The following is a 21882-nucleotide window of genomic DNA, read 5'->3' as shown; positions in this document are numbered from 1 at the left end:
AAATTCACATAAGAAAGGGAATGATATGACTTACAAACGACATAAGATAAAAAACAGTGGCTTGCTATTGCAGTGAACCACAATAAGAGGTCTGTCTCTAATGACAGGAGGTGATACTGAGACAAAGGTAGATAATCAGATTCAAGTCTCAGATTCGGTCAGCCATCAGCAAATCCCCCCTGACCAAGTATCAGCAACAGCTGTTGTCGTTACTGATATTATGACATCGCTTAAAAATTAGCAAAGCCGCATGTTGGCAAATATGAAAATAAAAAGAACCAACTTTAAGAAAATAGTGATTTTGCTTCTAAATTAAGGTTGTTTATAAATGAATAGAAATTTAATAGTTGTGATTAAAAAAGTAGTAGTTATTCGAATAACATTATAAATGGATGAATTTACTCAGTAGATTATCATTATTTATAATGTTACTAATATTTTTATAGAAGTTTTTTAGAGGAGATAATATGTCTAATACGTTTTGGTTTATTGTTCTTATTTTAATTATAAGTGGCTCGTTTTCGTCAACAGCTTACAGAAAAAATAGGAAGAATAAGAAAAATAATGATAAAAAAGATATCTAATCTTGATGATATTAATTAATTTGTAAAAGGAAAATATCTGTTATGAGTACGAAGAAAATATTTGTTTTAATTGGGAGTCGAAAGTAGGTGAACTGGGGAATTAGTTTTTAAAAGCAAGTATTCAATAATCAAGTCATAGTGACAATATCCGCTGAGTCAGTCTGTGGATAGAAATTAGCAAGAAACCAATAAATCTCTCCTTAGAATTGATGGTGAAGAAAGACTTACCAGATACTAAGGAGAGTTTTTTATATCTAAAAAGTAACAGCCATACTTCTGTTACATAAACGTAATATTTCTTAATATTGAGAAGCTGTTTTTTGGGGTACAATTGATTTGAATCATTGGATTTATCTATAGGAATTGCATCACACTCTTTTAACCTTAATGGGAATTAGGAGATATGATTATGGTTATTAGAAAAAAAGAACTGGGACAGCTTATTAGAGATAGAAGAAAAAGTAAACGTTTATCACAAAGAAATCTTTGTGGAAACGAAGAGAAATTGACTATCCGTCAGTTGCAACGCATTGAAAAGGGAGTATCCTTGCCGACATTAGAGAAGTTGGACTATATTGCCAGAATGCTTGAGGTACCAATTTCTGATTTGCTTGGGGGAGGAAGCCTCCAACTATCTGAAGATTATCTAGACATGAAAAATCAGATCGTTAAATTTCCAACCTATGGGGATAAGAAGCGTATCCAAAAAAAGATAGATTTGATTGAGAATATTTATGAGAAGTACTTTGATGTGCTCCCGGAGGATGAGTTACTTTTTTTAGATTTATCTGAAAAACTCATGGGTGCGCTTCAAGGGAGTAAGCTTCCTGATATCAAAGAAATCTATGACGATGCTTTTGAACAAACCCTCCAAAAGAAAAAATTTGCTTTTAATGATTACCTTTACCTAGCTTATTTTCTGCAAAAATCTGCTTATGAAACCTATTACGATATAAAGACAGTTAAAAAAATTGCGCGAAAGTTACTCCGACAAGAGCTTGAAACAAATGAACTCTATAATGTTGAATTGTTATTGACAGTAACGAATGTGGCAGCGGTCTATGCTTTGCATGATGACTATAAGAGTGCTAAGCCATTTATTGATAAAGCTCAGCAGATTATTGATAGAACCCAGCTGTACACTTATAAACCAGCAGTAATAGAACTAGAAGCGATGTATAAAGCTAGGGAAGAAGGGGATAAGACTCAAGCGAAGGAACTTTATCATCAGGCTCTGATGTTGGGAGAAATCTTTGAGGATGCTGCTGTGATTGCTGATGTTAAGATGGAGATGGAAAAAGACGGAATCGACTAATTGATAGAGTCATAATTTTCAATAGCGACATTGCTGTCGCTAATTTTTTTAGGAAGAAAACAGGTAAAATAAGATTATCAACATAATAATCAAAAGTAAAGCTTTGTGACAGAGGCTTTATTTTTTTTTGCTATGATTTTATTAGATAATTCAAATAAATGTCTGTTGCTATGGACAATAATTAGTAAAATGCTGATAGGAAATATTGTTATCATAAAAATATAAAGGAGGAAGCTTAGATGAGTCTGAAAGGCAAAAGTGAGGAACTCATATATCTCCTGCTAATTCAAAGGGATTTTATAACGTCTGATATTTTGGCAAAAAAGTTAAAAACTTCAGCTAAGACTATTTACAGATGGGTTAAAAGTATTAATGAAAATCTACCGGACGGTCCCTTGATTATCTCTGAAAAAGGAAGGGGGTATAAGCTGGATTATGATCGCTACTTGCTGCTGTATGAAAATAAGCCGCCTGCTGATTATTCTCCCCAGCAAAGAAGAAATAAGCTAAAACAATTATTGCTCTTACAGGCACCCAAACCGGTCAGCGTTTTTGATGTTATGGAAGAGTTCTTTTTAGGTGAATCTGTTCTGATTGCTGATGAGAAGATTATTGCTCAGGACATTAAGAAGTTTGACCTGAAACTGCTGCGTAAAAAGCGAACGCTGGCTGTTGAAGGAAAAGAAGAGAATATCCGGCGCGCGATTCTAGCTGGCATCCAGCATGATCAGATTGTTGACTTTGTTGATTTAAAGAAGCACTCGAGCTTGGATATTGATGAGAAAGATGCGGCCTTTATTCTTTACCAGCTAGAGATCATTGAGAGACATCTTTCCGGTAAAATTCCCTATCCCTATAACATCAACATCTTTTTACACTTGTATATTTTGATGGAACGCATCAGAGCCCGTCAAACCTATGCCTATGATACTGAAAAAAGGGATTTCAGAGAGATATCCCATGCTTTACTGGAAATATCTCAGGAAGTCATCAAGCATTTGGAAAACTACCTGCAGCTGCCGATTCCAAGAATTGAGGTCTATTACCTTTATCAATATTTGTCGGCTTCAAGGTTGGAGAAGGTCAGTTCTGAAAGTATTTCATTTTCAGAAGAAGTGGTGAGCATCACGCGGACTTATCTGAAGCTGATGAATCAAAAATGGGACTTTGATATCAGCAATCAGGATATTTTCTTTGATTTGGCCAATCATATCAAGCCCATGCTCAAGCGTTTGGAGCAAAAGATTATGGTTCAAAATGGCTTGCTCAGTCAGATTAAACTGGTTTATCCTGATCTTTTTGACAGGGTTTGTCAGACATCAGAAGAAATCAGTCAGATTTATCATCTGGCTCCCATTTCGGCGGATGAAAATGGCTTTATAACCCTTTACTTTGCCAAGTTGCTGGAGACCAGCAGCCGTAAACTGCGGACCTTGATTGTCTGTACAACTGGTATTGGTATTTCAGAATTGCTGCGGGCTAAGATTGCCAATAACTTTTCAGAGCTGGAAATTGTTGATGTTATTGCTTCGCGTGAAGTTGAACAATTGGAGGAAACCTATCCTGCTATTGATCTGTTAATCTCAACCATTCCCCTGAAACAGTCACCCTCTTATCATTTTTTACTGGTAAATGGGATGTTTACGGCGGAAGACCAGGAACGCTTGCGGCAAAAGATTGGAGAGATCAAAAATGAGCAGTGACTTGATCAAAAAAGTATTTGTCGGAGAATCCTTTCAGGAAGTGCAAGATGTCTATCGTTTTTTGGCCGAAGAAATTGACGCCTCAATCAGCCAGGATTTAGCCAAAAAGCTGTTGGTCCGCGAACAGCTAGCCAATATTCAGATCGATAAGCAGACAGTGCTGCCCCATCTTGAATCAAGCCAGCTTAGGCAAAGCCAGCTTTTAATTCTGCGCCTAGCTGAGCCTATCAAAGACTGGAGCGAGACCATCAAAGATATCAGATTAGTTATCTGTTTGGCCTTGAAGACAAATGAAGACAGAGCTGTCAAAGAGCAAATCAGAAGTTTTATGACTAAACTGGCAGCTGATGCCTATGTTGAAAAGCTCTTAACAGACAGCCAAGCTAATATTGAAAAAATGTTATAAACAGGAGGAAAACTATGAAAATCGTTGGAGTAGCAGCATGTACAGTCGGGATTGCCCATACTTATATTGCTCAGGAAAAATTAGAAGCCGCTGCTAAAAAAGCAGGGCACGACGTTAAAATTGAAACACAGGGCACTATCGGCATTGAAAATGAATTAAGTGCTGAGGATATTGCAGGAGCTGATATTGTTGTTTTGGCGATTGATGTCAAGATTTCTGGAGAAGAACGCTTTGCGGGTAAAAAGACGGTCAAAGTTCCGACCGAAGTTGCTATCAAATCACCCAATAAACTGATTGCTAAACTGGCAGAAGTAGCCGCTAAGCAGTAGAAAGGATGACTAATGGAAGCAAAGGATGCGATTGATGTTAAATTGATTGACACTCAGTTATCGGCAAAGACTAAAGAAGAAGCGCTGCAGGCTTTGTCTGGTCTGCTGTTCCAGGAAAGTAAAATCTCTGATCAGCAAGCCTTTCTTAAAGATGTCTACGAGCGCGAAGCTCAGGGTCAGACAGGGATTGGTAATTTCGTGGCTATTCCGCATGGGAAAAGCCCGTCTGTCACAGCCCCTGCGGTAGCTATTGGTATTAATGACCGGGAAATTCCCTGGGAGAGTCTTGATGGCAAAGGGGTGCGTACAGTGATTCTTTTTGCAGTTGGTTCTGATTCTGAGGCAGCTAAGGAACACCTCAAATTATTGGCTCTTTTTGCCAAAAAACTGGGCAATGATCAAGTCGTGGCAAGGCTCTTGCAGGCTGAAAGCCCAGAAGATGTTGTGGCTGCATTTTCATTATAGGAGGATAAAATGAAAGAATTGTTGAAAAAAGCTAATTTAAAAGGGCATTTGCTGACGGCTATTTCTTATTTGATTCCCATCGTCTGCGGCGCCGGTTTTCTGGTAGCTATTGGGATGGCTATGGGCGGTGCGTCTCAGGATGCCCTCATCATTGGAAAATTTTCATTTTGGGATGCTATGGCAACCATGGGCGGTAAGGCTCTAGGGCTGTTACCGGTTGTTATTGCGACTGGGATTTCTTACTCTGTTGCCGGCAAACCGGGGATTGCACCGGGCTTTGTTGTCGGCTTGATTGCTAACAGCATCAGCGCTGGTTTTATCGGCGGTATTCTAGGCGGTTATATTGCGGGATTTCTTGCCCTCTACATTTTGAAAAATTTAAAAGTTCCTCATTGGGCAAAGGGGCTGATGCCGACCTTGATTGTGCCTTTTGTGACTGCCTTTGTCAGCAGTTTGATTATGATCTATCTGATTGGCGGTCCAATCAGTGCCTTTACCAGCTGGCTGACGACTTTCTTGAAAGGTCTTAGCTCTTCATCCCGCATTGTATTTGGTGGTGTTGTTGGGGTGTTGAGCGGCGTTGACTTTGGCGGTCCACTTAATAAGACCGTTTATGCCTTTGTCCTAACCCTGCAGGCAGAAGGGGTCAAGGAACCCTTGACGGCTCTGCAACTAGTCAATACAGCTACTCCTATTGGATTTGGCTTGGCTTATTTTATTGCTAAATTGATGAGAAAGAATATCTACAGCAGAGATGAAATTGAAACGCTGAAATCCGCTGTTCCTATGGGGATTGTAAATATTGTTGAAGGGGTCATTCCCATTGTCATGAACAATTTGCTACCAGGCTTGATCGCAACAGCAATAGGCGGCGCAGCTGGCGGTGCTGTATCTATGACCATGGGAGCCGACTCATCAGTGCCTTTTGGCGGCATTCTAATGATTCCGACCATGTCGCGGCCTCTAGCTGGAATTTGCGGTCTGCTGGTCAATATTTTGGTAACCGGAGTGGTCTATGCCGTGATTAAAAAGCCAGTCATTGAAGAAGAAACGGCAGATATTGATCCGGAAGACGAAGCAGATATTAGTCTAGATGACTTTGAAATTTTATAAGAAAGCGAGGCAGTACAGATGTCAGCAGCTGAAATATCACCTTCCTTGATGTGTATGAATCTGAACAAATTTAAGGAAGAAATCACCTTCCTCAATCAGCATGCCCATTCCTATCATATCGACATTATGGATGGACATTTTGTTCCCAATATTACGCTGTCACCGTGGTTTATCGGTGAAGTCAGAAAGCTCTCCAGCCTGCCCCTGTCCATTCACCTCATGGTTACTGATCAAGCATTCTGGGTGGCTGAGATGATAAAGATGAAGTGCGAGTGGATTTGCATGCATGCCGAAGTTCTTAATGGCTTAGCCTTTCGTTTAATCGATCAGATCCACGCGGCTGGATTAAAGGCAGGCGTCGTTCTTAATCCTGAAACACCAGTAAGTGTCATTTTGCCTTATATTGACTTGCTGGACAAGGTCACCGTGATGACGGTTGATCCGGGCTTTGCAGGACAGCGATTCTTAGAATCAACCTTGGAGAAAATTGTTGAGTTAAGACATCTAAGAGATGAGCACTCTTACCCTTACCTGATAGAAATGGACGGTTCATCCAGCCGTAAGACCTTTAAACGTATTGATGCAGCTGGGCCGGATATTTACATTGTTGGTCGGAGCGGTCTTTTTTCTCTGACAGATAATATTGAAGAATCATGGGCAATCATGGCAAAAGACTATGAGGACATGACAGGAAAAAGTTTATCAGCCAATACTCTTTGACAATCAAAATCATAGGTTTTGACTGCGCCTTGCTGTAGTTCAGTGCTGTCTGCGGCAAGACGCCTAGCCTGATTTTGATTTTCTTTGAGCAAGACTTGTCATCATTTTTTAGAGTCTCAAAAACTGCAGGAAGTTTCTGCAGTTTTTTGTTATTTACAGGGGTGTTCGTTCTTGTTTATAATGAATTTATCATAAAGCAGCTGCTATAGTGGATTTTTAGTTTGTTTCACGGTTTGACCTTGGGAATTTTTTCCTGTAAATGATGCTCAGGGTTGTTTGAATTCACTATAAGTCATAAATGCGTCAGGAGGTGATTTGAGCATGCTCACCAAAAGACAGTTAAAATTGCTGGGTCTGCTTGAGCAGGAGCCATCGTTTCAGACCGTTGCTCATTTAGCAGCAAAGCTTGGGATTTCTGAACGAACGGTTTACACAGAAATGAAAGCGCTTCAAGAATCAGGCTTAACTCTTGTCCGCAAACGCGGTGTAGGTATTGCTATTGACAAGGAGGGTGATAGCGAAAAAACACCAACAGAAGATGAAGACAAAAGCCTTCAAAGAAGGGTAGCCATAATGAATCGGCTGATTTTTAAAGGTCAGACTGTGACCTTTAAGGCCTTGTCTGAAGAATATTTTGTCAGTAAAACATCTATTAAACAGGATTTTACTTTTATAGAGCAGATTTTGGGCAAAGGCAATGCCTTTCATCTAACTAAGGATCGTAAAGGGACCAGAATCATATGGAAAAATCCTGAGGAAAAACTCAATGTGCTGCTTAATTTTAATCAGCTCTTGACAGAACATTCTCAGGCTTTGAGCCAATCTCGGCTGGAAGATGAGATTGATATTCTCTTAAGCTGCTATCCTCAGGATGCTGTTAATGCCTGTGAGAATATCCTTTACAGCTATATCAAGGAGAATATCAATACCATTTCTGAGGTTTATGTCCAGAGTTTTCTGAGTGCTCTCGTTGCCCTGGTTTATCAGCTTTTGCAGGGAGAGCATCTGTCTGCAAAGGAGAAAGTCTTAAACCCTAAGAGGCACGCTTTTTACATAGACAGTGCAGTGAAAATTCTTCATAAGGCTTCTGTACGTCTAGGCTTTGTCTATACCAATGGTGATATTGAATTTCTCTCTTATATGCTGCTCAACTACCGCTTTGAGCCAATGCCAGCGGATTATGTTGATAACGGTTTGCTAGAGCGTTTGATCAAAGAAGTGTCACAAGCCTTAACGATTGACTTTTCAGGGGATCAGCACCTGTTGGAGCAGCTCAAAACGCATATTCCAGCCATGCTTCAGCGCCTGCAGTCGCATACATTTATCAAGAATCCTTTTACAGAGCAGATTAAGTTGGAATATTCGGTGGTATTTAATATTTTATGGCTGGTCATGACAGATTTTAGCGATGAGCTGGGAGTTGACATCAATGAAGATGAAATAGCTTTTTTGACCATCTATTTTCAATTGGCTATTGAGAAGGCCGGAATCAGCCGGAAAATTCTGGTGATTTGTCCGACAGGTCTTGTCACTTCAGAGCTTTTGATTAATCGTATAAAAAATGCCCTGCCTTCGCTGGATACCTTGGAAGTTGCTTCTGTGCCAGAGGCAGCAGAACTAAATCTGCAGCAATATGATTTTGTTTTGACCACTGTAAAGCTAAAACAGCAAACAAAGAACAGCTTTTATGTGTCTCCTTTTATCAGCAACAGTGAGCTCATCAGTCTTTTCAGTGAAAAGACTAAGCAAAATAAGTTACTGGCCAAATCACCGGAGGTGCTTGAGCATTATATTTTGCCGCATCTAGTTTTTACTGATAAGCAATATGCGTCAAAAAAAGATGTTATTTTAAGTGTTGGTGAGCACTTGGAAGAAGAGCAACTGGTGACTGGCGACTTTAAGTTTGATGTCTTAAAACGTGAAGAATTAGGCGGGACAGATCTGCCCCTGGGTGTTGCAGTTCCCCATGGCAAACCGATTCATGTGCTAAAAACGTTTGTTGCCCTTATTAAAAACTGTAAAAAGTATAAGTGGAATACCTATTATGTAGATACTGTATTTATGATAGGCATTGCTCAAAAAGATTTGAAAGAGGCCCGAGCGATTATTGCTGGCATTTACCAGATTATTAATGATGAGGCTAGACTAAAGACGCTCAGGCAGGAGAAAGATGTTAAGGAGGTTTTAAAAATCGTTTATGGAAAAGACTGATATTATCCGTCAGGAACTGATTTTTCTTGATTGTGAACAGACAGGTAAAGATCAGATTATCAAATGGATTGCCAAGGCGGCTGAAGCTATCCGCTATGTCAGCGATGCTGATTTGTTTTTTCAGGCCGTTTTAAAAAGGGAGGCGGAAGTCCCGACTGCAATCGGTTATGATATTGCTATTCCGCACGGAAAAACCGATGTTGTTAAAAAGCCTTTTATCGCTTTTTTGCGAACTAAGAAAAAATTTAGGTGGAGTCAAGAAGATAATGAAAAGGTTCAGCTGATTTTTCTGATTGGTGTTCCTGAAACAGGTACTGAAAAACTGCATTTAAAATTTATTTCGCAGGTCAGTAAAAAATTGCTGGATGAGCATTTTAGACAAGAACTCTTGCAGCAAGATAAAGATCAAGTATTTCAGCTATTGCATGCTATTGATATTTAAGGAGGTTACAGATGAAAATAGTTGCAGTGACAGCCTGCCCGACAGGCATTGCCCATACTTACATGGCTCAGGAAGCCATTGAAAAAGAATGTGAAAAACGTGGCTATGACTACCAGGTTGAAACCCAAGGCGGCATGGGAATTGAAAACGAATTGGAACAGGAAGTAATAGATGAGGCCGATCTTGTTATTTTGGCCGTTGCTGTGGAGATTGAAGGACAGGAACGCTTTGATGACAAACGAGCACAAGGCAAGGTTTTGAATGTTGATCCTGGAGAAGCCATCAAGCATCCGGCCAGAGTTTTAGATCAGGCAGAAGCACTATAAGAATAAGAGGGTGAAATGATGAATAAAAAAATATGGAAAGACTTGCAAAAAGCTTTCAACACTGGGGTTTCTTACATGCTGCCTTCAGTTGTCGTCGGCGGTGTTTTTCTGGCAATTGCGCTGTCCACCGGAAAGCCGACTGACAAGGGCATGGAAATCACCAATCAGTTCATGAAAAACTTAAACGATTTGGGAACTGCTGGCTTTGCGATGATGATTCCGCTTCTGGCTGGCTATATTGCTTATTCCATTTCCGGTAAGCCAGCCTTGGCGCCAGCTATGATTTTGGGCTATATTGCTAATAATCCTATTGGCGCTGATCAGGTCAAAACGGGTTTTCTGGGTGCTATGCTGCTAGGGGTGCTGACAGGTTATTTTGTTAAATGGACCAAGAGCTGGAAGACACCGCAGCTAGTCAGAACCTTGATGCCTATTTTGATTGTTCCAATCATAACAACCTTTGTTTTGGGAATGATTTATATTTATATCATTGCCGTACCAATCGGCCTTGTAATGGATTGGCTGGTGAAAACACTGGGTGAACTGCAGGGGGGCAGCGCCATTGTTTTGGGCTTGATTATCGGTGCAATGACAGCAGTGGATATGGGCGGCCCCATCAATAAAACAGCAACAGCCTTTACCCTAGCCTTGATGGCGGAGGGGATCTACTCGCCTAATGGTGCCCACCGGATTGCTGTAGCCATTCCGCCTTTGGCTGTGGCCATTTCCACTTTTATTGATCGCAAGAAATATAGCAAGGAAGACCGTGATTTAGGACTATCTGCCTTCTTTATGGGCTTGATTGGCATTACTGAAGGTGCTATTCCTTTTGCGGTAAAAGATATGAAGCGTGTACTGCCTGCCATTATTATCGGTAGTGCTGTTGGCGGAGCGCTTGGGATGATTAATAATGTTGAGGCTCTGGTTCCGCACGGCGGTTTGATTATTTTGCCTGTGGTTAACGGGAAGCTCTGGTATGTCATCGCCATGCTGATTGGTACTTTGATTTCAGTCGCTATCCTACATTTTACAAAACCAGATATTGAAGAATAAAAAAACTAGTAATTGAACACGGGCTAAAAGCGTCGAGAAAAAGATAGCCTACCTTATGCGCAAAGCGCATGGCGTTAGTCTCCTATTTTCTTCTCGCTTTCCTAACGCCCTTTGCGACACTTCGTTTGGTTAGTCGATTTTACTAAGCAAACGAAGTTAGCGGGAGAGGTAGCCATTCACTATGGTGATTGGCGTTTGTTATCAAGTGCAAAGCACTTAGATAACAAACCTCTGCCGTATCTTGTTAATTGAACACGCCTACGACTCTGTGAAATTAGACTCGCCTTCCTAGAATCTTTAGGGATTCTTCGTCAGGTTCCCTAAATTTCTTTGAGTCGCTTAACGGCTTAGTATCTTAATTAAAGGAGAAAAATCATGACAAAACTTTCTATTAAAGAGACTGTCCAAGGACTCTTAGAACTGCAAAAAACTGGTGAAAGTGCCACACTCTTAGGAATTGGTCCCATGTCTAAAAACTGCGTTCAGGCAGCTTTAGAGCTTTCTCAGGAAGACGACTATCCTGTCATGTTTATTGCCAGCCGTAATCAGGTCGACCTAGATGAACTCGGCGGCGGTTATGTCAATGGCTGGAATCAATTCACCTTTGCTGAGGCAGTCAAAGAGGTTGCAGAAGACATTCATTATGACAATCTTTACTATCTTTGCCGCGATCACGGCGGCCCTTGGCAACGCGACAAGGAACGCAACAGCCACTTACCGACAGATGAAGCCATGAAATTGGGAGAACAATCTTATGTGGGAGATATTGAAGCAGGTTTTGACTTGCTCATGATTGATCCAACCAAGGATCCTTTTGAAATCGGCAAGGTTATCCCTCTTGATACGGTTTTAGAGCGTACGGTTGAGTTGATTGAGTTCTGTGAGAATGAACGTAAAAAACGCAACCTGCCTGAAATTGGTTATGAAGTCGGTACTGAAGAAACCAATGGCGGTCTCACTTCTACTGAAACTTATGAAACCTTCATCAAACAGCTGCAATCAGAACTGGGCAAACGCGGTCTGCCTATGCCGACCTTTATTGTTGGTCAGACAGGAACCCTGACACGAAAGACGGAGCAAGTCGGACATTTTAATTTTAAAAATGCCTATGATCTGGCTCAGATGGCCAAAAAATACGGTGTCGGTCTTAAAGAGCATAATGGCGATTACCTCGATGATGTTACGCTTCTGGAGCATGTGCCATCAGCTATTACAGCAACCAATGTAGCACCTCAGTATGGTACTGAAGAAACCAGGGCTTATCTTAATCTGGCTAAAGTTGAAGCTAAATTGGTTGAATATGGTTTGGTTGAGGAACCATCTAAAATTCGTGAAACCTTGTTAGTAAAAGCTATTGAAAGCCAGCGCTGGAGAAAATGGATGGTTGGCGATCAGGTTAATCTGAGTGTTGAAGACATTAAAGCAGACAAGGAACTGTCTGAAGAAATTTTAGATATTGCTGGCCATTATACCTTTAATGATGCAGCCGTAAAGGCAGAAATTGAAAAGCTCTATGCCAACTTATCTGCCCATCATATTGATGGCAAGCGCTATGTTATTGATCATATCAAGCGACCAATCAGAGACTATGCTGAATGTTATAACTTAAAGGGCGTTACCAGCCGCATTAAAAATCTTAAGGATTAGGCATCGCTCAATTGTAGAAAACAGCACATTTTAAAAACCTATTGGAAATTCCTAAAAGCAAAAGCTAAAGGGAGTTTCTGATAGGTTTTTTTGAAACTGCACTTTCAATAAATTTTCAAAAAAGAACTTACACGGCTGTTTGAATTATGATATGCTAGTTTTTAGAATAGAAAAAGGAGGCGGATAATGCCAAGAAATTTTAAAGAAGCCATGTTTTTTACAACCATGATGTGCGGGTTAATGGTACTGGGAATGAGTGCTTATAATTTAACAGTTGCTGGCCATTTCAGCTGGAAAGCTCTAGCTTTGGGTTATATCCCCGGATTTGTCCTTGCTTTTTTAGCGGATACCTTGATAGTAGGGCCGCTGGCCAAAAAAGTTGCGTTTAGCTTTTTAAGAGATCATCATAAACGCTGGCAAAAAATCGTAACAATCTCAGGTTTGATGATACTTGGGATGGTTTCTCTCATGTCCTTGTACGGTTTGCTGATTAATCAGGTTGCTTTGACGCTACCGGTTTATTTGGGCGCATGGCTGACGAATTTTGTGATGGCAGTCCCCTTAAATTTTTTGCTTGTGGGACCTGTTTCACGTTTTATCTTAGGCCATCTGCAAAAGCCCTTCCCTAACGAAGAAAAAGTGGAAGATTTTGACGATGACGATGAGATTCCAACCATTATTTAAGAAGACACTAACTATAAAAAATGAGGCAGGACGCATCAAGTGCTCCTGTTTTTATTTTAGATTTTCAAAAAACTTTCACTGAAAAACCAGCTTCAAAACAGTGAGTTTTAAACTTTTAAACAGTGAGAATTATGTTACAATAGACCTATGACAAACAAGAAAAAATTACTGTTAATTGACGGTTCTTCCGTTGCCTACCGTGCTTTTTTTGCACTCTACAATCAGATTGAACGCTTTAAGAATCCTGCGGGGCTTCATACCAATGCGATTTATGGTTTCCATCTGATGCTGGATCACATGATAAAGCGGGTAGAGCCGACCCATATTTTGGTAGCCTTTGATGCTGGCAAAACGACTTTTAGGACAGAAATGTTTGCTGAGTATAAGGCTGGCCGTGATAAGACACCGGCAGAATTTCGGGAGCAGCTGCCCTATATCCGTGAGATGCTGACGGCGCTCGGTGTGCCTTTTTATGATTTGGACAATTATGAGGCCGATGATATTATTGGGACACTGGATAAACTGGCAGAAAATGAAAATGAATACGAAGTGACTATTGTCAGCGGCGACAGAGACCTGATTCAGCTGACTGACAACAACACAACCGTTGAAATTTCTAAAAGGGGCGTGGCCGAATTCGAAGAATTCACGCCAGCTTATCTCATGGAAAAAATGGGGCTGACGCCCAAGCAGTTCATTGACCTCAAGGCGCTCATGGGAGATAAATCGGATAATATTCCGGGGGTCACCAAGATTGGTGAGAAGACTGGACTTAAGCTCCTGCACGAGCACGGCAGTTTGGAGGCCATCTATGAAAACTTGGATAGCTTTAAGGCCTCTAAGATGAAAGAAAATCTGGTCAATGATAAAGAGCAGGCCTTCTTGTCGAAAACCTTAGCGACGATTGATGTTCAGGCGCCAATCACCATCGGTTTGGAAGATATTGTCTATGCCGGCCCCCAATTTGACAGTCTGGCTAAATTTTATGATGAGATGGACTTTAGACAGTTCCGTTCGCAGCTGGGGTCATCGCCTGATGTTAAGGTCTTTGAGGTGTCTTATACAGAGGTCAGTCAGTTAAAACCAGACATGTTTGCCCCGGATCAGTTCTTTTATTTTGAAATTTTAAATGATAACTATCATACCGAAGACATGATTGGCTTTGCCTGGGGTAACAGTCAGGCAATCTATGCCAGTACTGATATCAGTCTGCTGAATGATGACCTGTTCAAAAAGGCTCTGGCTAAACCTATTAAGACCTATGATTTCAAGCGCAGCAAGGTTTTACTCAGTCATTTGGGAATTGATTTGCCAACAGCCAGCTTTGACAGTCGCTTGGCTAAGTACCTGTTGTCCACTGTTGAAAACAACAATACTTCTACCATTGCCAGACTCTATACAGACCTGCCGCTGGCGACTGATGAAGAAGTCTACGGGAAAGGTGTCAAACGGGCTGTTCCTGACAAAGATACGCTGCTCAGCCATTTAGCCAAAAAAGTCAGTGTCCTGATTGCCAGCGAAGAGCCCATGCGCAAGAAACTCTCTGACAATAATCAGTTAAGCCTGCTTTTTGAAATGGAGCTGCCCTTGGCTAATGTTCTTGCTAAAATGGAAATTGCGGGTATCTCCATCAAGGAAGAAACGCTCAAGGACATGGAGCGCAGCAATGAGATTGAACTGGAGGCCTTAACGCAGGAAATCTATGCTTTGGCGGGGGAAGAGTTCAATATTAACTCACCTAAACAGCTGGGAGTCATTCTCTTTGAAAAATTAGGCCTGCCCCTGTCGGCCACCAAAAAAACAAAGACTGGCTATTCGACGGCCGTTGATGTCCTGGAACGTCTGGCTCACCGCTCACCAATCGTAGCTAAAATTTTGGAGTACCGTCAGATTGCCAAACTCCAATCAACCTATATCATTGGTTTGCAGGAAGCTATTTCTTTTGATGGTAAAATTCACACGCGCTATTTGCAGGATTTGACACAGACCGGACGGTTATCCAGTGTCGATCCCAATCTGCAAAACATACCTGTTCGCCTAGAGCAGGGCCGCTTGATTCGCAAGGCCTTTGTTCCGGAATGGTCGGACAGCGTTTTGCTCAGCTCAGATTATTCACAGATTGAGCTGCGGGTTTTGGCACATATTTCAGGTGATGAACACTTGATAGCGGCCTTTAAAGAAGGCGCAGATATCCATACCTCGACAGCTATGCGTGTCTTTGGCATTGATAAGCCAGAAGATGTAACGCCTAATGACCGTCGCAATGCCAAGGCAGTTAATTTCGGCGTGGTTTATGGTATTTCTGATTTTGGTCTGGCCAATAATCTAGGCATCAGCCGCAAGGCTGCCAAAAATTATATTGATACCTACTTTGAACGTTATCCAGGTATTAAAAATTACATGGACAGGGTGGTCAGAGAAGCGCGTGATAAAGGATATGTAGAGACGCTCTTTCACAGAAGGCGCGAACTGCCGGACATCAATTCACGCAATTTCAATATCCGCTCCTTTGCCGAGCGCACAGCTATTAATTCCCCAATTCAGGGGAGTGCAGCAGACATTCTCAAAGTAGCCATGATTAATCTGGATAAGGCTTTGACGCAAGGAAATTACCAAGCGCGCATGCTGCTGCAGGTACATGATGAAATCGTCCTTGAAGTTCCCAACCAAGAACTAAAGGCTGTCAAGCAGCTGGTCAAGGAAACCATGGAATCGGCGATTGAGCTGTCTGTACCGCTTGTAGCTGATGAAAATGCTGGTCAGACCTGGTATGAAGCTAAATAAATTGCTTAAAATAAAGGGGGTTGTTTATGACCTATCAATTTCAAAATCCCAGTCAAGAAGTGATTTTTGATTATTTAAAAGAGGCTAAAACCATAGCAGTAGTAGGTTTGTCCGCTCGAGAAGAAACAGCTGCCTATGAGGTTTCTCAGCTGATGCAAAGGGCTGGCTACAAGATTATTCCTGTTAATCCAAGATCTGCTGGCAGCACTATTTTGGGTGAAAAGGTTTATGCTAGCTTGCAGGATATTCCTGAGCCTATTGACATCGTTGATGTTTTTCGCCGCAGCGAGTTTTTAGCAGATGTTGCCCGTGATTTCATTGAAACGAATGCTCGTGTCTTCTGGGCTCAACTAGGTTTAGAGAGCGAAGAATCCGAAAATATCCTGCGTGCAGCAGGGCGCAATGATATTGTCATGAATCGTTGCATCAAGATTGAATATCAAAAACTGGCTAATCAATAAAATATCTGAGCCACCATGCAACAGTTAGCGATTCAGCAATGGAATGCTCTGTTGTCAACTGTTCTCAAAGGAGATGGCTGTAATAACACATGAAGTTAAGAACCTGAGATAAAAGTGTCTCAGGTTCTTATTTTCTTAGGAGTAACTTTGACGCAGCAGATAATGACAAGCAAGGGCTTTTTTGATAAAATTGATAAGGTTAAATTGGCCAAAATCTATTTTGGCAGCAAGGAGAGAAAAAATACATGACAGATTCGCCCATTCGATATCGTTTAATTAAAAAGGAAAAACATACAGGAGCCCGTTTGGGAGAAATTATCACACCCCACGGAACCTTTCCGACGCCTATGTTTATGCCGGTGGGAACGCAGGCAACTGTTAAGACGCAAAGTCCTGAGGAGTTAAAAGAAATGGGGTCAGGAATCATCTTATCAAACACTTATCACCTCTGGCTGCGTCCTGGTGATGAGCTGATTGCACGTGCTGGCGGTCTTCACAAATTTATGAACTGGGATCAAGCTATCCTGACAGACAGCGGCGGTTTTCAGGTTTATTCGCTTGCTGACAGCCGCAATATTACTGAAGAAGGGGTGACCTTTAAAAACCACCTCAATGGTGCCAAAATGTTCCTGTCACCTGAGAAGGCCATTTCCATTCAAAATAATCTGGGTTCTGACATTATGATGTCATTTGATGAATGTCCTCAATTCTACCAGCCTTATGACTATGTCAAAAAATCAATTGAGCGGACCAGCCGCTGGGCAGAACGTGGTCTAAAAGCTCACCGTCGTCCGCATGACCAAGGCCTTTTTGGTATCGTTCAGGGTGCTGGTTTTGAGGATCTTCGTCGCCAGTCAGCAACTGATTTAGTAGCCATGGATTTCCCAGGCTATTCTATCGGAGGATTGGCTGTTGGCGAAAGCCATGAAGAAATGAATGCTGTGCTTGACTTCACTGTGCCAATGCTGCCAGACAACAAACCACGTTATCTCATGGGTGTCGGTGCACCTGATAGCTTGATTGACGGAGTTATTCGCGGTGTTGATATGTTTGACTGTGTGCTGCCAACCCGCATTGCCAGAAACGGAACCTGTATGACCTCAGAAGGCCGTCTGGTTGTTAAAAATGCTCAATATGCAGAAGATTTCACACCGCTTGATCATGACTGTGATTGCTATACCTGTAAGAATTACACACGGGCTTATATTCGTCATTTGCTTAAGGCAGATGAAACCTTTGGCCTGCGCTTGACCAGCTATCACAATCTCTACTTCTTGCTTAATCTCATGAAGAAGGTACGCCAAGCCATTATGGATGACAACCTACTTGAATTTCGTGAAGACTTTATTGAACGCTACGGTTACAATCAATCCAAGCGTAATTTTTAAGATAAGACTGAAATGCTAGCTCTTAGGCAGCTGCTTTGCTATTTGATGTGTAATGGGATTGAAGCTAATTTTTTTAAAGCAGCTTCAGTCTTTTTATTTGAAAAATTAAGCGATTAAACCGGACTCAACTACTATTCAGCGACCTAATTAACATGTGCAAAATCAGTTTTAAGCTTTTAAAATTCTGCTGCCAGCACTGTCATTATACCTTTCAGCTTACAAAAGTGTAAGTTCAAATCATTGTTTTTGCAGTACAATAAAAGCAGTAAAGGAAAACTATTAATGACTTGACAGCTGACTGCTGATTAGAAGGGATGAGAGGGATGACAAAAAGTGATTGCTTAAAATCTTTAATTCTGATTTTTATGATTTGTGATTTGATTCTACTTGCTTTTATTGTTATTTGCTACTGTATCTGATACATTTGTAAAGAAGAATATTAAGGAGAAATGATGTTAGAAGTTGTTACACTTATACTTTTTATTTTGCTAGTCATATCCATACATCATGATGCGCGCAGCTTAATTAATCCTGTCCTTTTAATTGTCTTTTTGTTTTTTGCCTACCTTGCGATTACTGCCTTTTTCTACAATCAGGGCTTTACGGTGGCTTATTTAATCTTTGTCGAAGGACTTGTCTTAGTTCCTGCTCTGCTTTTTTTCAGTGGCCTGTTTCTCATTTATAATGGTCTTGTCCTTTTGAGGAGGGAAGGACGCTCAAAAACGAATTTCTTATCCCTTTTTTTGGGCTTGGCAATTGTGGCTTTTTTCGCTATCGTTTATTCCCGTCCCCATTTTTGGCCAATTTTTGAAGGAAATCAATTTATCTATCCTTTTTATACTCTTTTTATATTTAGTTTTTTCCTCTTTGGCATGTCCTTTACAGCTTTTATGCTATATTCCGTCTTGTATCTCATTATTCCTAAAAACAAGCATTATGATTTTATTATTATTCATGGTGCGGGGCTTATGAATGGTAAAGAAGTAACCCCTTTGCTGCAAAAGCGGATTGATAAGGCACTTGAGGCCTTTCGAAAATCCAGCAATCCCCATGTTAAGCTGATTGCAAGCGGTGGTCAGGGTCCCAATGAAAAGACTTCAGAAGCAAAAGCTATTGCTGCCTATATCAAGCAGCAAGGAGATATTCCAAGCGATAGAGTCCTTTTAGAGGAGCAGTCGCGTTCAACCTATCAAAATCTCTTGTTTTCAAAACAGCTGGTCGAAAAAGAGCTGAGTCGTCCGCGCTTTCTCTTTGTTACCAATGCCTATCACGTTTTTCGGACTAGTGTCTATGCCCGTCAGCTGCATATGGCTGGAGATGGTTTGGGCTGCTCGACTGCTGCTTATTATATTCCTAGTGCCTTTATCCGAGAATTTATTGCTATTGTTGTTCGCCTCAAATGGGTCTTTATGACCATTTATGCCATTTTTATAGGGCTTCTTATCCTCAGTCAATTTTAGATAAACTATTTGTAAGGCCTGTTCTTTTTAGAGCGGGCCTTTGTTTAGTTGTCGCAGGAAATTTGCTATAATAAAGTTAACAGGAAATAAAGAAGGTGTTTTTTTATGAAGTTAACAACCCTAGGCTGCTGGGGAGCTTACCCTTACAAAGACGGCGGTACGACCTCTTATCTCTTGACGGGACAGGATGGTTTTCAGCTGCTGATCGACTGCGGCAGCCGTGCTATCAATGAACTGGAAAAAGAAATCAGTCCGCTGGACTTGGATGCGGTTATCATTTCCCACTATCACCCTGACCATGTAGCTGATTTGGGTGTCTTGCGGCACTATTTCCAGCTCTATCCCAAACATTTGTGGGAGCCTAAAGTCTTGCCTATCTATGGCCACGACGAGGACAGCTATGAGTTTAGCAAACTGACTCTTGATGGCGTTTCTCAAGGGATTGCTTATGATGTTAAGGGCACTGAGCAAATCGGACCCTTTGACATCACCTTCATCAAGACAGTGCATCCCGTGCCTTGTTATGCTTTTCGAATTCTTGAACGTGCAACAGGGCAAGTCTTTGTTTTCACTGGTGATACAGGCTATTTTGATGGCTTAGATACATTTGTTGCAGGTGCCGACCTCTTTTTGGCTGATGTTTATCTTTATGAAGGCAATGAAAATCACATAGCCCATTTGACCACAAAGGAAGCAGGACAAATTGCCAGTGCGGCTGCTGTAAAACGTTTAGTTCTAACCCATATGCCGCCGCTGCCGCCAGCAGGGATTGACCCAGACAATCACTTGGAAGTTCTCAGAAGTCAGACTGAGACTTACTCAAAAGGTATTCCTGTAGAATTGGCAGAGCCTCATAAATCATGGGAAATTGGTGAGTGCTGATGACCAACTTCACTCAGGAAGAAAAAGAATTTTTCATGGCAGAAGCCCTGAAAGAAGCTCAAAAATCATTGGCCAAAGAAGAAATCCCCATCGGCTGTGTCATTGTTAAGGACGGCCAAATCATCGGCCGTGGCCACAATGCTCGTGAGGAGTTAAGCCAGGCGATTATGCATGCCGAAATCATGGCCATCACAGAGGCCAATAAGCATGAGAATAGCTGGCGCTTACTGGATACGACACTTTTTGTAACGATTGAACCCTGTGTCATGTGCAGCGGTGCTATCGGTCTTGCCCGTATTCCGCAGGTCATCTACGGAGCTGCCAATAAAAAATTTGGCGGAGCCGGCAGTCTCTATGATATTTTAACCGATGAGCGACTCAATCACCGTGTACAGGTGGAAACTGGAATTCTGGAAAAAGAATGTGCTAGTATTATGCAGGATTTTTTTAGGCAGAGAAGAAATTCTTAAGTTGGCAGTTTGCTCAATCTATGTTATAATATTTTTGGAGCAACAGCTTTGCGTGAAGCGGGTCAGGGGAGGAATCCAGCAGCCCTAAGCGATGTAAGCTGTGTGCTCTATTTTTTATGTAATTATAGAGTAAATGATTAGCAACGATAGTTTCATAATTTTGTTGTAAAATGTAATGTGAAGTTTGGTGGGGAAGTATGGGAATAAAAGAAACAATTGGGAAAAAGATTAGGGAAGAGCGTGAGAAAAAGGGGCTATCGCGTGAACAACTGTGCGACAGTGAAGAAGAACTAACAGTTCGCCAACTGGTACGTATTGAACTGGGACAGTCTTTACCTTCTATTGTAAAATTGGAATATATTGCAAAAGTGTTGGAAACTGATTTAGGAACCTTACTTGCGGGTGAAAATATTACTATACCAGAAGACTATTTTTCTATGAAGTATCAACTTTTCAAATTTCCTAGCTATGGTGATTCTGAACGTTTAGCTCAAAAATCGCGAATGATTGAGGATATTTATGAAAAATATTTTGACGTTTTGCCGGAAGATGAGTTGTTTACTTTGGAATTGTTGGATAATTCCTTAGATTATATTTCTACAGGAAGAACTGCAGCAGCAGAAGATATCTTTGATGACTTTTTTAAGCAACTTTTAATAAAAAAGCATTATTCTTTCAATGACTTGTTATTAGCAAAATACTATGCGATTCAATGTCAGGATAAAGATTATGATGAAACAATCATGGAGATACTCGAAACTACTGTTTTACAGCAAAATATCTCAGGCGATGAATATTATAATATTGAACTTTTAGGAGTATTAACGGCTATAGCAGGTGTTTATCTGGATCATGGTTTATATTCTAAAATAAAAGCTTTAGTAGTTAAAATGGATGATGTTATCTCTAAAACGCAGCAATATAATATTAAACCTGGGCTATTAATGTTTAAAGCAAAGTATTATTTGTATGCTGAATATAATAAAAAGAAAGCAAAGGAATGTTATGATTTGGCTGCTTTGCTAGCACAAAGTTTTGGAGATAGCGTTCTAGAAGCTAATATTCTTGCTGAAAGAAAAAAAGATCATCTTTAAAAAGTCCAATATCGAATAATCAAAAAGGGATTAGTGATAGTAATAGCTTTTCTATGTTTTTTATAGCAAAAAAACAGTGTTTTTCAAGTTGAATAAATATCTTATATTTGAAGTGCTGCAAGTAAGAAATGAATATTCTGCTTTTGAAAATTTACTTAACTATTTGAATTAGCAAAATTAGGTTTTATTAAAATTTTTAGTATAAGTTGATTGTATATCCTTGTAAAATCATATAAAATTTAAAATTTGGAAATGTATTCAAAAGGACTATACTTTCTACAAAAGAAGACAAAGTCGATTTTTATCAAAAGAATTATTATGTTATGATACTTTCCTTAGGTAGCG

General features: G+C 40.7%; 21 protein-coding genes and 1 other RNA gene. All 22 read left to right on the top strand.

The genetic code is table 11. The features are described 5' to 3' along the window. Positions 1-100: 100 nt before the first annotated feature. The 22 genes from SCSH_RS11210 to SCSH_RS01130 all read left to right on the top strand — a co-directional run bounded on the left by SCSH_RS11210 (position 101) and on the right by SCSH_RS01130 (position 21537). A complete protein-coding gene (locus tag SCSH_RS11210; protein WP_193743667.1) occupies positions 101-241 on the top strand; it encodes a hypothetical protein in 141 nt (46 codons plus the stop codon). 752 nt (positions 242-993) lie between these two features. Continuing rightward, positions 994-1899 (top strand): helix-turn-helix domain-containing protein, encoded by a 906-nt coding sequence (locus tag SCSH_RS01225; RefSeq protein ID WP_057490088.1) that lies wholly within the window; start codon positions 994-996, stop codon positions 1897-1899. A gap of 239 nt (positions 1900-2138) precedes the next feature. Continuing rightward, on the top strand, positions 2139-3602 hold the full coding sequence (locus SCSH_RS01220; RefSeq protein ID WP_057490087.1) for a BglG family transcription antiterminator: 1464 nt from the start codon (positions 2139-2141) through the stop codon (positions 3600-3602). Continuing rightward, the gene (locus SCSH_RS01215) at positions 3592-4008 is read left to right on the top strand and encodes a PTS sugar transporter subunit IIA (RefSeq protein ID WP_057490086.1); all 417 of its coding nucleotides are present in this window, start codon (positions 3592-3594) and stop codon (positions 4006-4008) included. Before SCSH_RS01220 ends, SCSH_RS01215 begins: the two co-directional genes overlap by 11 nt. Positions 4009-4022: 14 nt before the next feature. After that, entirely contained in the window at positions 4023-4337 is a 315-nt protein-coding gene (locus SCSH_RS01210) for a PTS fructose transporter subunit IIB (RefSeq protein WP_057490085.1), read from the top strand. 12 nt (positions 4338-4349) lie between these two features. After that, positions 4350-4802 (top strand): PTS sugar transporter subunit IIA, encoded by a 453-nt coding sequence (locus SCSH_RS01205; RefSeq protein WP_057490084.1) that lies wholly within the window; start codon positions 4350-4352, stop codon positions 4800-4802. 9 nt (positions 4803-4811) lie between these two features. Further along, complete coding sequence (locus tag SCSH_RS01200; protein WP_057490083.1) at positions 4812-5915, top strand: PTS fructose transporter subunit IIC; 1104 nt, start codon at positions 4812-4814, stop codon at positions 5913-5915. 18 nt (positions 5916-5933) lie between these two features. Continuing rightward, the gene (alsE, locus tag SCSH_RS01195) at positions 5934-6635 is read left to right on the top strand and encodes a D-allulose 6-phosphate 3-epimerase (protein ID WP_057490082.1); all 702 of its coding nucleotides are present in this window, start codon (positions 5934-5936) and stop codon (positions 6633-6635) included. A 321-nt stretch (positions 6636-6956) separates the two neighbouring features. Further along, the gene (locus SCSH_RS01190; RefSeq protein WP_082581923.1) at positions 6957-8846 is read left to right on the top strand and encodes a BglG family transcription antiterminator; all 1890 of its coding nucleotides are present in this window, start codon (positions 6957-6959) and stop codon (positions 8844-8846) included. After that, positions 8833-9288, top strand: coding sequence for a PTS sugar transporter subunit IIA (locus SCSH_RS01185; protein ID WP_057490081.1), 456 nt, complete (start codon positions 8833-8835; stop codon positions 9286-9288). Before SCSH_RS01190 ends, SCSH_RS01185 begins: the two co-directional genes overlap by 14 nt. Before the next feature lie 11 nt (positions 9289-9299). Beyond that, positions 9300-9614 carry a PTS fructose transporter subunit IIB gene (locus SCSH_RS01180; RefSeq protein ID WP_057490080.1) on the top strand — a complete coding sequence of 105 codons (315 nt, stop codon included), beginning with the start codon at positions 9300-9302 and terminating at the stop codon, positions 9612-9614. A 15-nt stretch (positions 9615-9629) separates the two neighbouring features. Next, complete coding sequence (locus tag SCSH_RS01175) at positions 9630-10667, top strand: PTS fructose transporter subunit IIC (protein ID WP_057490079.1); 1038 nt, start codon at positions 9630-9632, stop codon at positions 10665-10667. A gap of 375 nt (positions 10668-11042) precedes the next feature. Continuing rightward, entirely contained in the window at positions 11043-12314 is a 1272-nt protein-coding gene (locus SCSH_RS01170) for a class II D-tagatose-bisphosphate aldolase non-catalytic subunit (RefSeq protein ID WP_057490078.1), read from the top strand. Positions 12315-12500: 186 nt separating this feature from the next. Then, complete coding sequence (locus tag SCSH_RS11320) at positions 12501-12998, top strand: DUF2798 domain-containing protein (protein WP_057490077.1); 498 nt, start codon at positions 12501-12503, stop codon at positions 12996-12998. A 147-nt stretch (positions 12999-13145) separates the two neighbouring features. Further along, entirely contained in the window at positions 13146-15782 is a 2637-nt protein-coding gene (gene polA / locus SCSH_RS01160) for a DNA polymerase I (protein ID WP_057490076.1), read from the top strand. Between the two features lie 26 nt (positions 15783-15808). Beyond that, positions 15809-16243: a CoA-binding protein gene (locus SCSH_RS01155; protein WP_057490075.1), complete on the top strand. Its 435-nt coding sequence runs from the start codon at positions 15809-15811 to the stop codon at positions 16241-16243. Positions 16244-16488: 245 nt separating this feature from the next. Then, positions 16489-17631, top strand: a complete 1143-nt coding sequence (gene tgt / locus SCSH_RS01150) for a tRNA guanosine(34) transglycosylase Tgt (RefSeq protein WP_057490074.1) — start codon at positions 16489-16491, stop codon at positions 17629-17631. A gap of 452 nt (positions 17632-18083) precedes the next feature. Then, on the top strand, positions 18084-19091 hold the full coding sequence (locus SCSH_RS01145; RefSeq protein WP_057490073.1) for a YdcF family protein: 1008 nt from the start codon (positions 18084-18086) through the stop codon (positions 19089-19091). A 105-nt stretch (positions 19092-19196) separates the two neighbouring features. Further along, a complete protein-coding gene (locus tag SCSH_RS01140) occupies positions 19197-19973 on the top strand; it encodes an MBL fold metallo-hydrolase (RefSeq protein WP_057490072.1) in 777 nt (258 codons plus the stop codon). After that, positions 19973-20443 carry a tRNA adenosine(34) deaminase TadA gene (tadA, locus tag SCSH_RS01135; RefSeq protein ID WP_057490071.1) on the top strand — a complete coding sequence of 157 codons (471 nt, stop codon included), beginning with the start codon at positions 19973-19975 and terminating at the stop codon, positions 20441-20443. Before SCSH_RS01140 ends, tadA begins: the two co-directional genes overlap by 1 nt. Positions 20444-20469: 26 nt before the next feature. Beyond that, an RNA gene (gene ffs / locus SCSH_RS10820) (signal recognition particle sRNA small type) lies at positions 20470-20568 on the top strand. A gap of 72 nt (positions 20569-20640) precedes the next feature. Next, entirely contained in the window at positions 20641-21537 is an 897-nt protein-coding gene (locus tag SCSH_RS01130) for a helix-turn-helix domain-containing protein (protein ID WP_057490070.1), read from the top strand. The last annotated feature ends 345 nt before the right edge of the window (positions 21538-21882 follow it).

The sequence above is a fragment of the Streptococcus orisasini genome (assembly GCF_001431045.1).
GTDB lineage: Bacteria > Bacillota > Bacilli > Lactobacillales > Streptococcaceae > Streptococcus > Streptococcus orisasini.
The sequence above is the reverse complement of the archived record's forward strand: the minus strand, read 5'-3'. Positions and strand labels throughout refer to the sequence as shown.

Bases quoted from the DNA above. Each gene is read 5' to 3' on its own strand.
- SCSH_RS11210 (WP_193743667.1), top strand. From the start codon at position 101: ATGACAGGAGGTGATACTGAGACAAAGGTAGATAATCAGATTCAAGTC.
- SCSH_RS01225 (WP_057490088.1), top strand. From the start codon at position 994: ATGGTTATTAGAAAAAAAGAACTGGGACAGCTTATTAGAGATAGAAGA.
- SCSH_RS01220 (WP_057490087.1), top strand. From the start codon at position 2,139: ATGAGTCTGAAAGGCAAAAGTGAGGAACTCATATATCTCCTGCTAATT.
- SCSH_RS01215 (WP_057490086.1), top strand. From the start codon at position 3,592: ATGAGCAGTGACTTGATCAAAAAAGTATTTGTCGGAGAATCCTTTCAG.
- SCSH_RS01210 (WP_057490085.1), top strand. From the start codon at position 4,023: ATGAAAATCGTTGGAGTAGCAGCATGTACAGTCGGGATTGCCCATACT.
- SCSH_RS01205 (WP_057490084.1), top strand. From the start codon at position 4,350: ATGGAAGCAAAGGATGCGATTGATGTTAAATTGATTGACACTCAGTTA.
- SCSH_RS01200 (WP_057490083.1), top strand. From the start codon at position 4,812: ATGAAAGAATTGTTGAAAAAAGCTAATTTAAAAGGGCATTTGCTGACG.
- alsE (WP_057490082.1), top strand. From the start codon at position 5,934: ATGTCAGCAGCTGAAATATCACCTTCCTTGATGTGTATGAATCTGAAC.
- SCSH_RS01190 (WP_082581923.1), top strand. From the start codon at position 6,957: ATGCTCACCAAAAGACAGTTAAAATTGCTGGGTCTGCTTGAGCAGGAG.
- SCSH_RS01185 (WP_057490081.1), top strand. From the start codon at position 8,833: ATGGAAAAGACTGATATTATCCGTCAGGAACTGATTTTTCTTGATTGT.
- SCSH_RS01180 (WP_057490080.1), top strand. From the start codon at position 9,300: ATGAAAATAGTTGCAGTGACAGCCTGCCCGACAGGCATTGCCCATACT.
- SCSH_RS01175 (WP_057490079.1), top strand. From the start codon at position 9,630: ATGATGAATAAAAAAATATGGAAAGACTTGCAAAAAGCTTTCAACACT.
- SCSH_RS01170 (WP_057490078.1), top strand. From the start codon at position 11,043: ATGACAAAACTTTCTATTAAAGAGACTGTCCAAGGACTCTTAGAACTG.
- SCSH_RS11320 (WP_057490077.1), top strand. From the start codon at position 12,501: ATGCCAAGAAATTTTAAAGAAGCCATGTTTTTTACAACCATGATGTGC.
- polA (WP_057490076.1), top strand. From the start codon at position 13,146: ATGACAAACAAGAAAAAATTACTGTTAATTGACGGTTCTTCCGTTGCC.
- SCSH_RS01155 (WP_057490075.1), top strand. From the start codon at position 15,809: ATGACCTATCAATTTCAAAATCCCAGTCAAGAAGTGATTTTTGATTAT.
- tgt (WP_057490074.1), top strand. From the start codon at position 16,489: ATGACAGATTCGCCCATTCGATATCGTTTAATTAAAAAGGAAAAACAT.
- SCSH_RS01145 (WP_057490073.1), top strand. From the start codon at position 18,084: ATGTTAGAAGTTGTTACACTTATACTTTTTATTTTGCTAGTCATATCC.
- SCSH_RS01140 (WP_057490072.1), top strand. From the start codon at position 19,197: ATGAAGTTAACAACCCTAGGCTGCTGGGGAGCTTACCCTTACAAAGAC.
- tadA (WP_057490071.1), top strand. From the start codon at position 19,973: ATGACCAACTTCACTCAGGAAGAAAAAGAATTTTTCATGGCAGAAGCC.
- SCSH_RS01130 (WP_057490070.1), top strand. From the start codon at position 20,641: ATGGGAATAAAAGAAACAATTGGGAAAAAGATTAGGGAAGAGCGTGAG.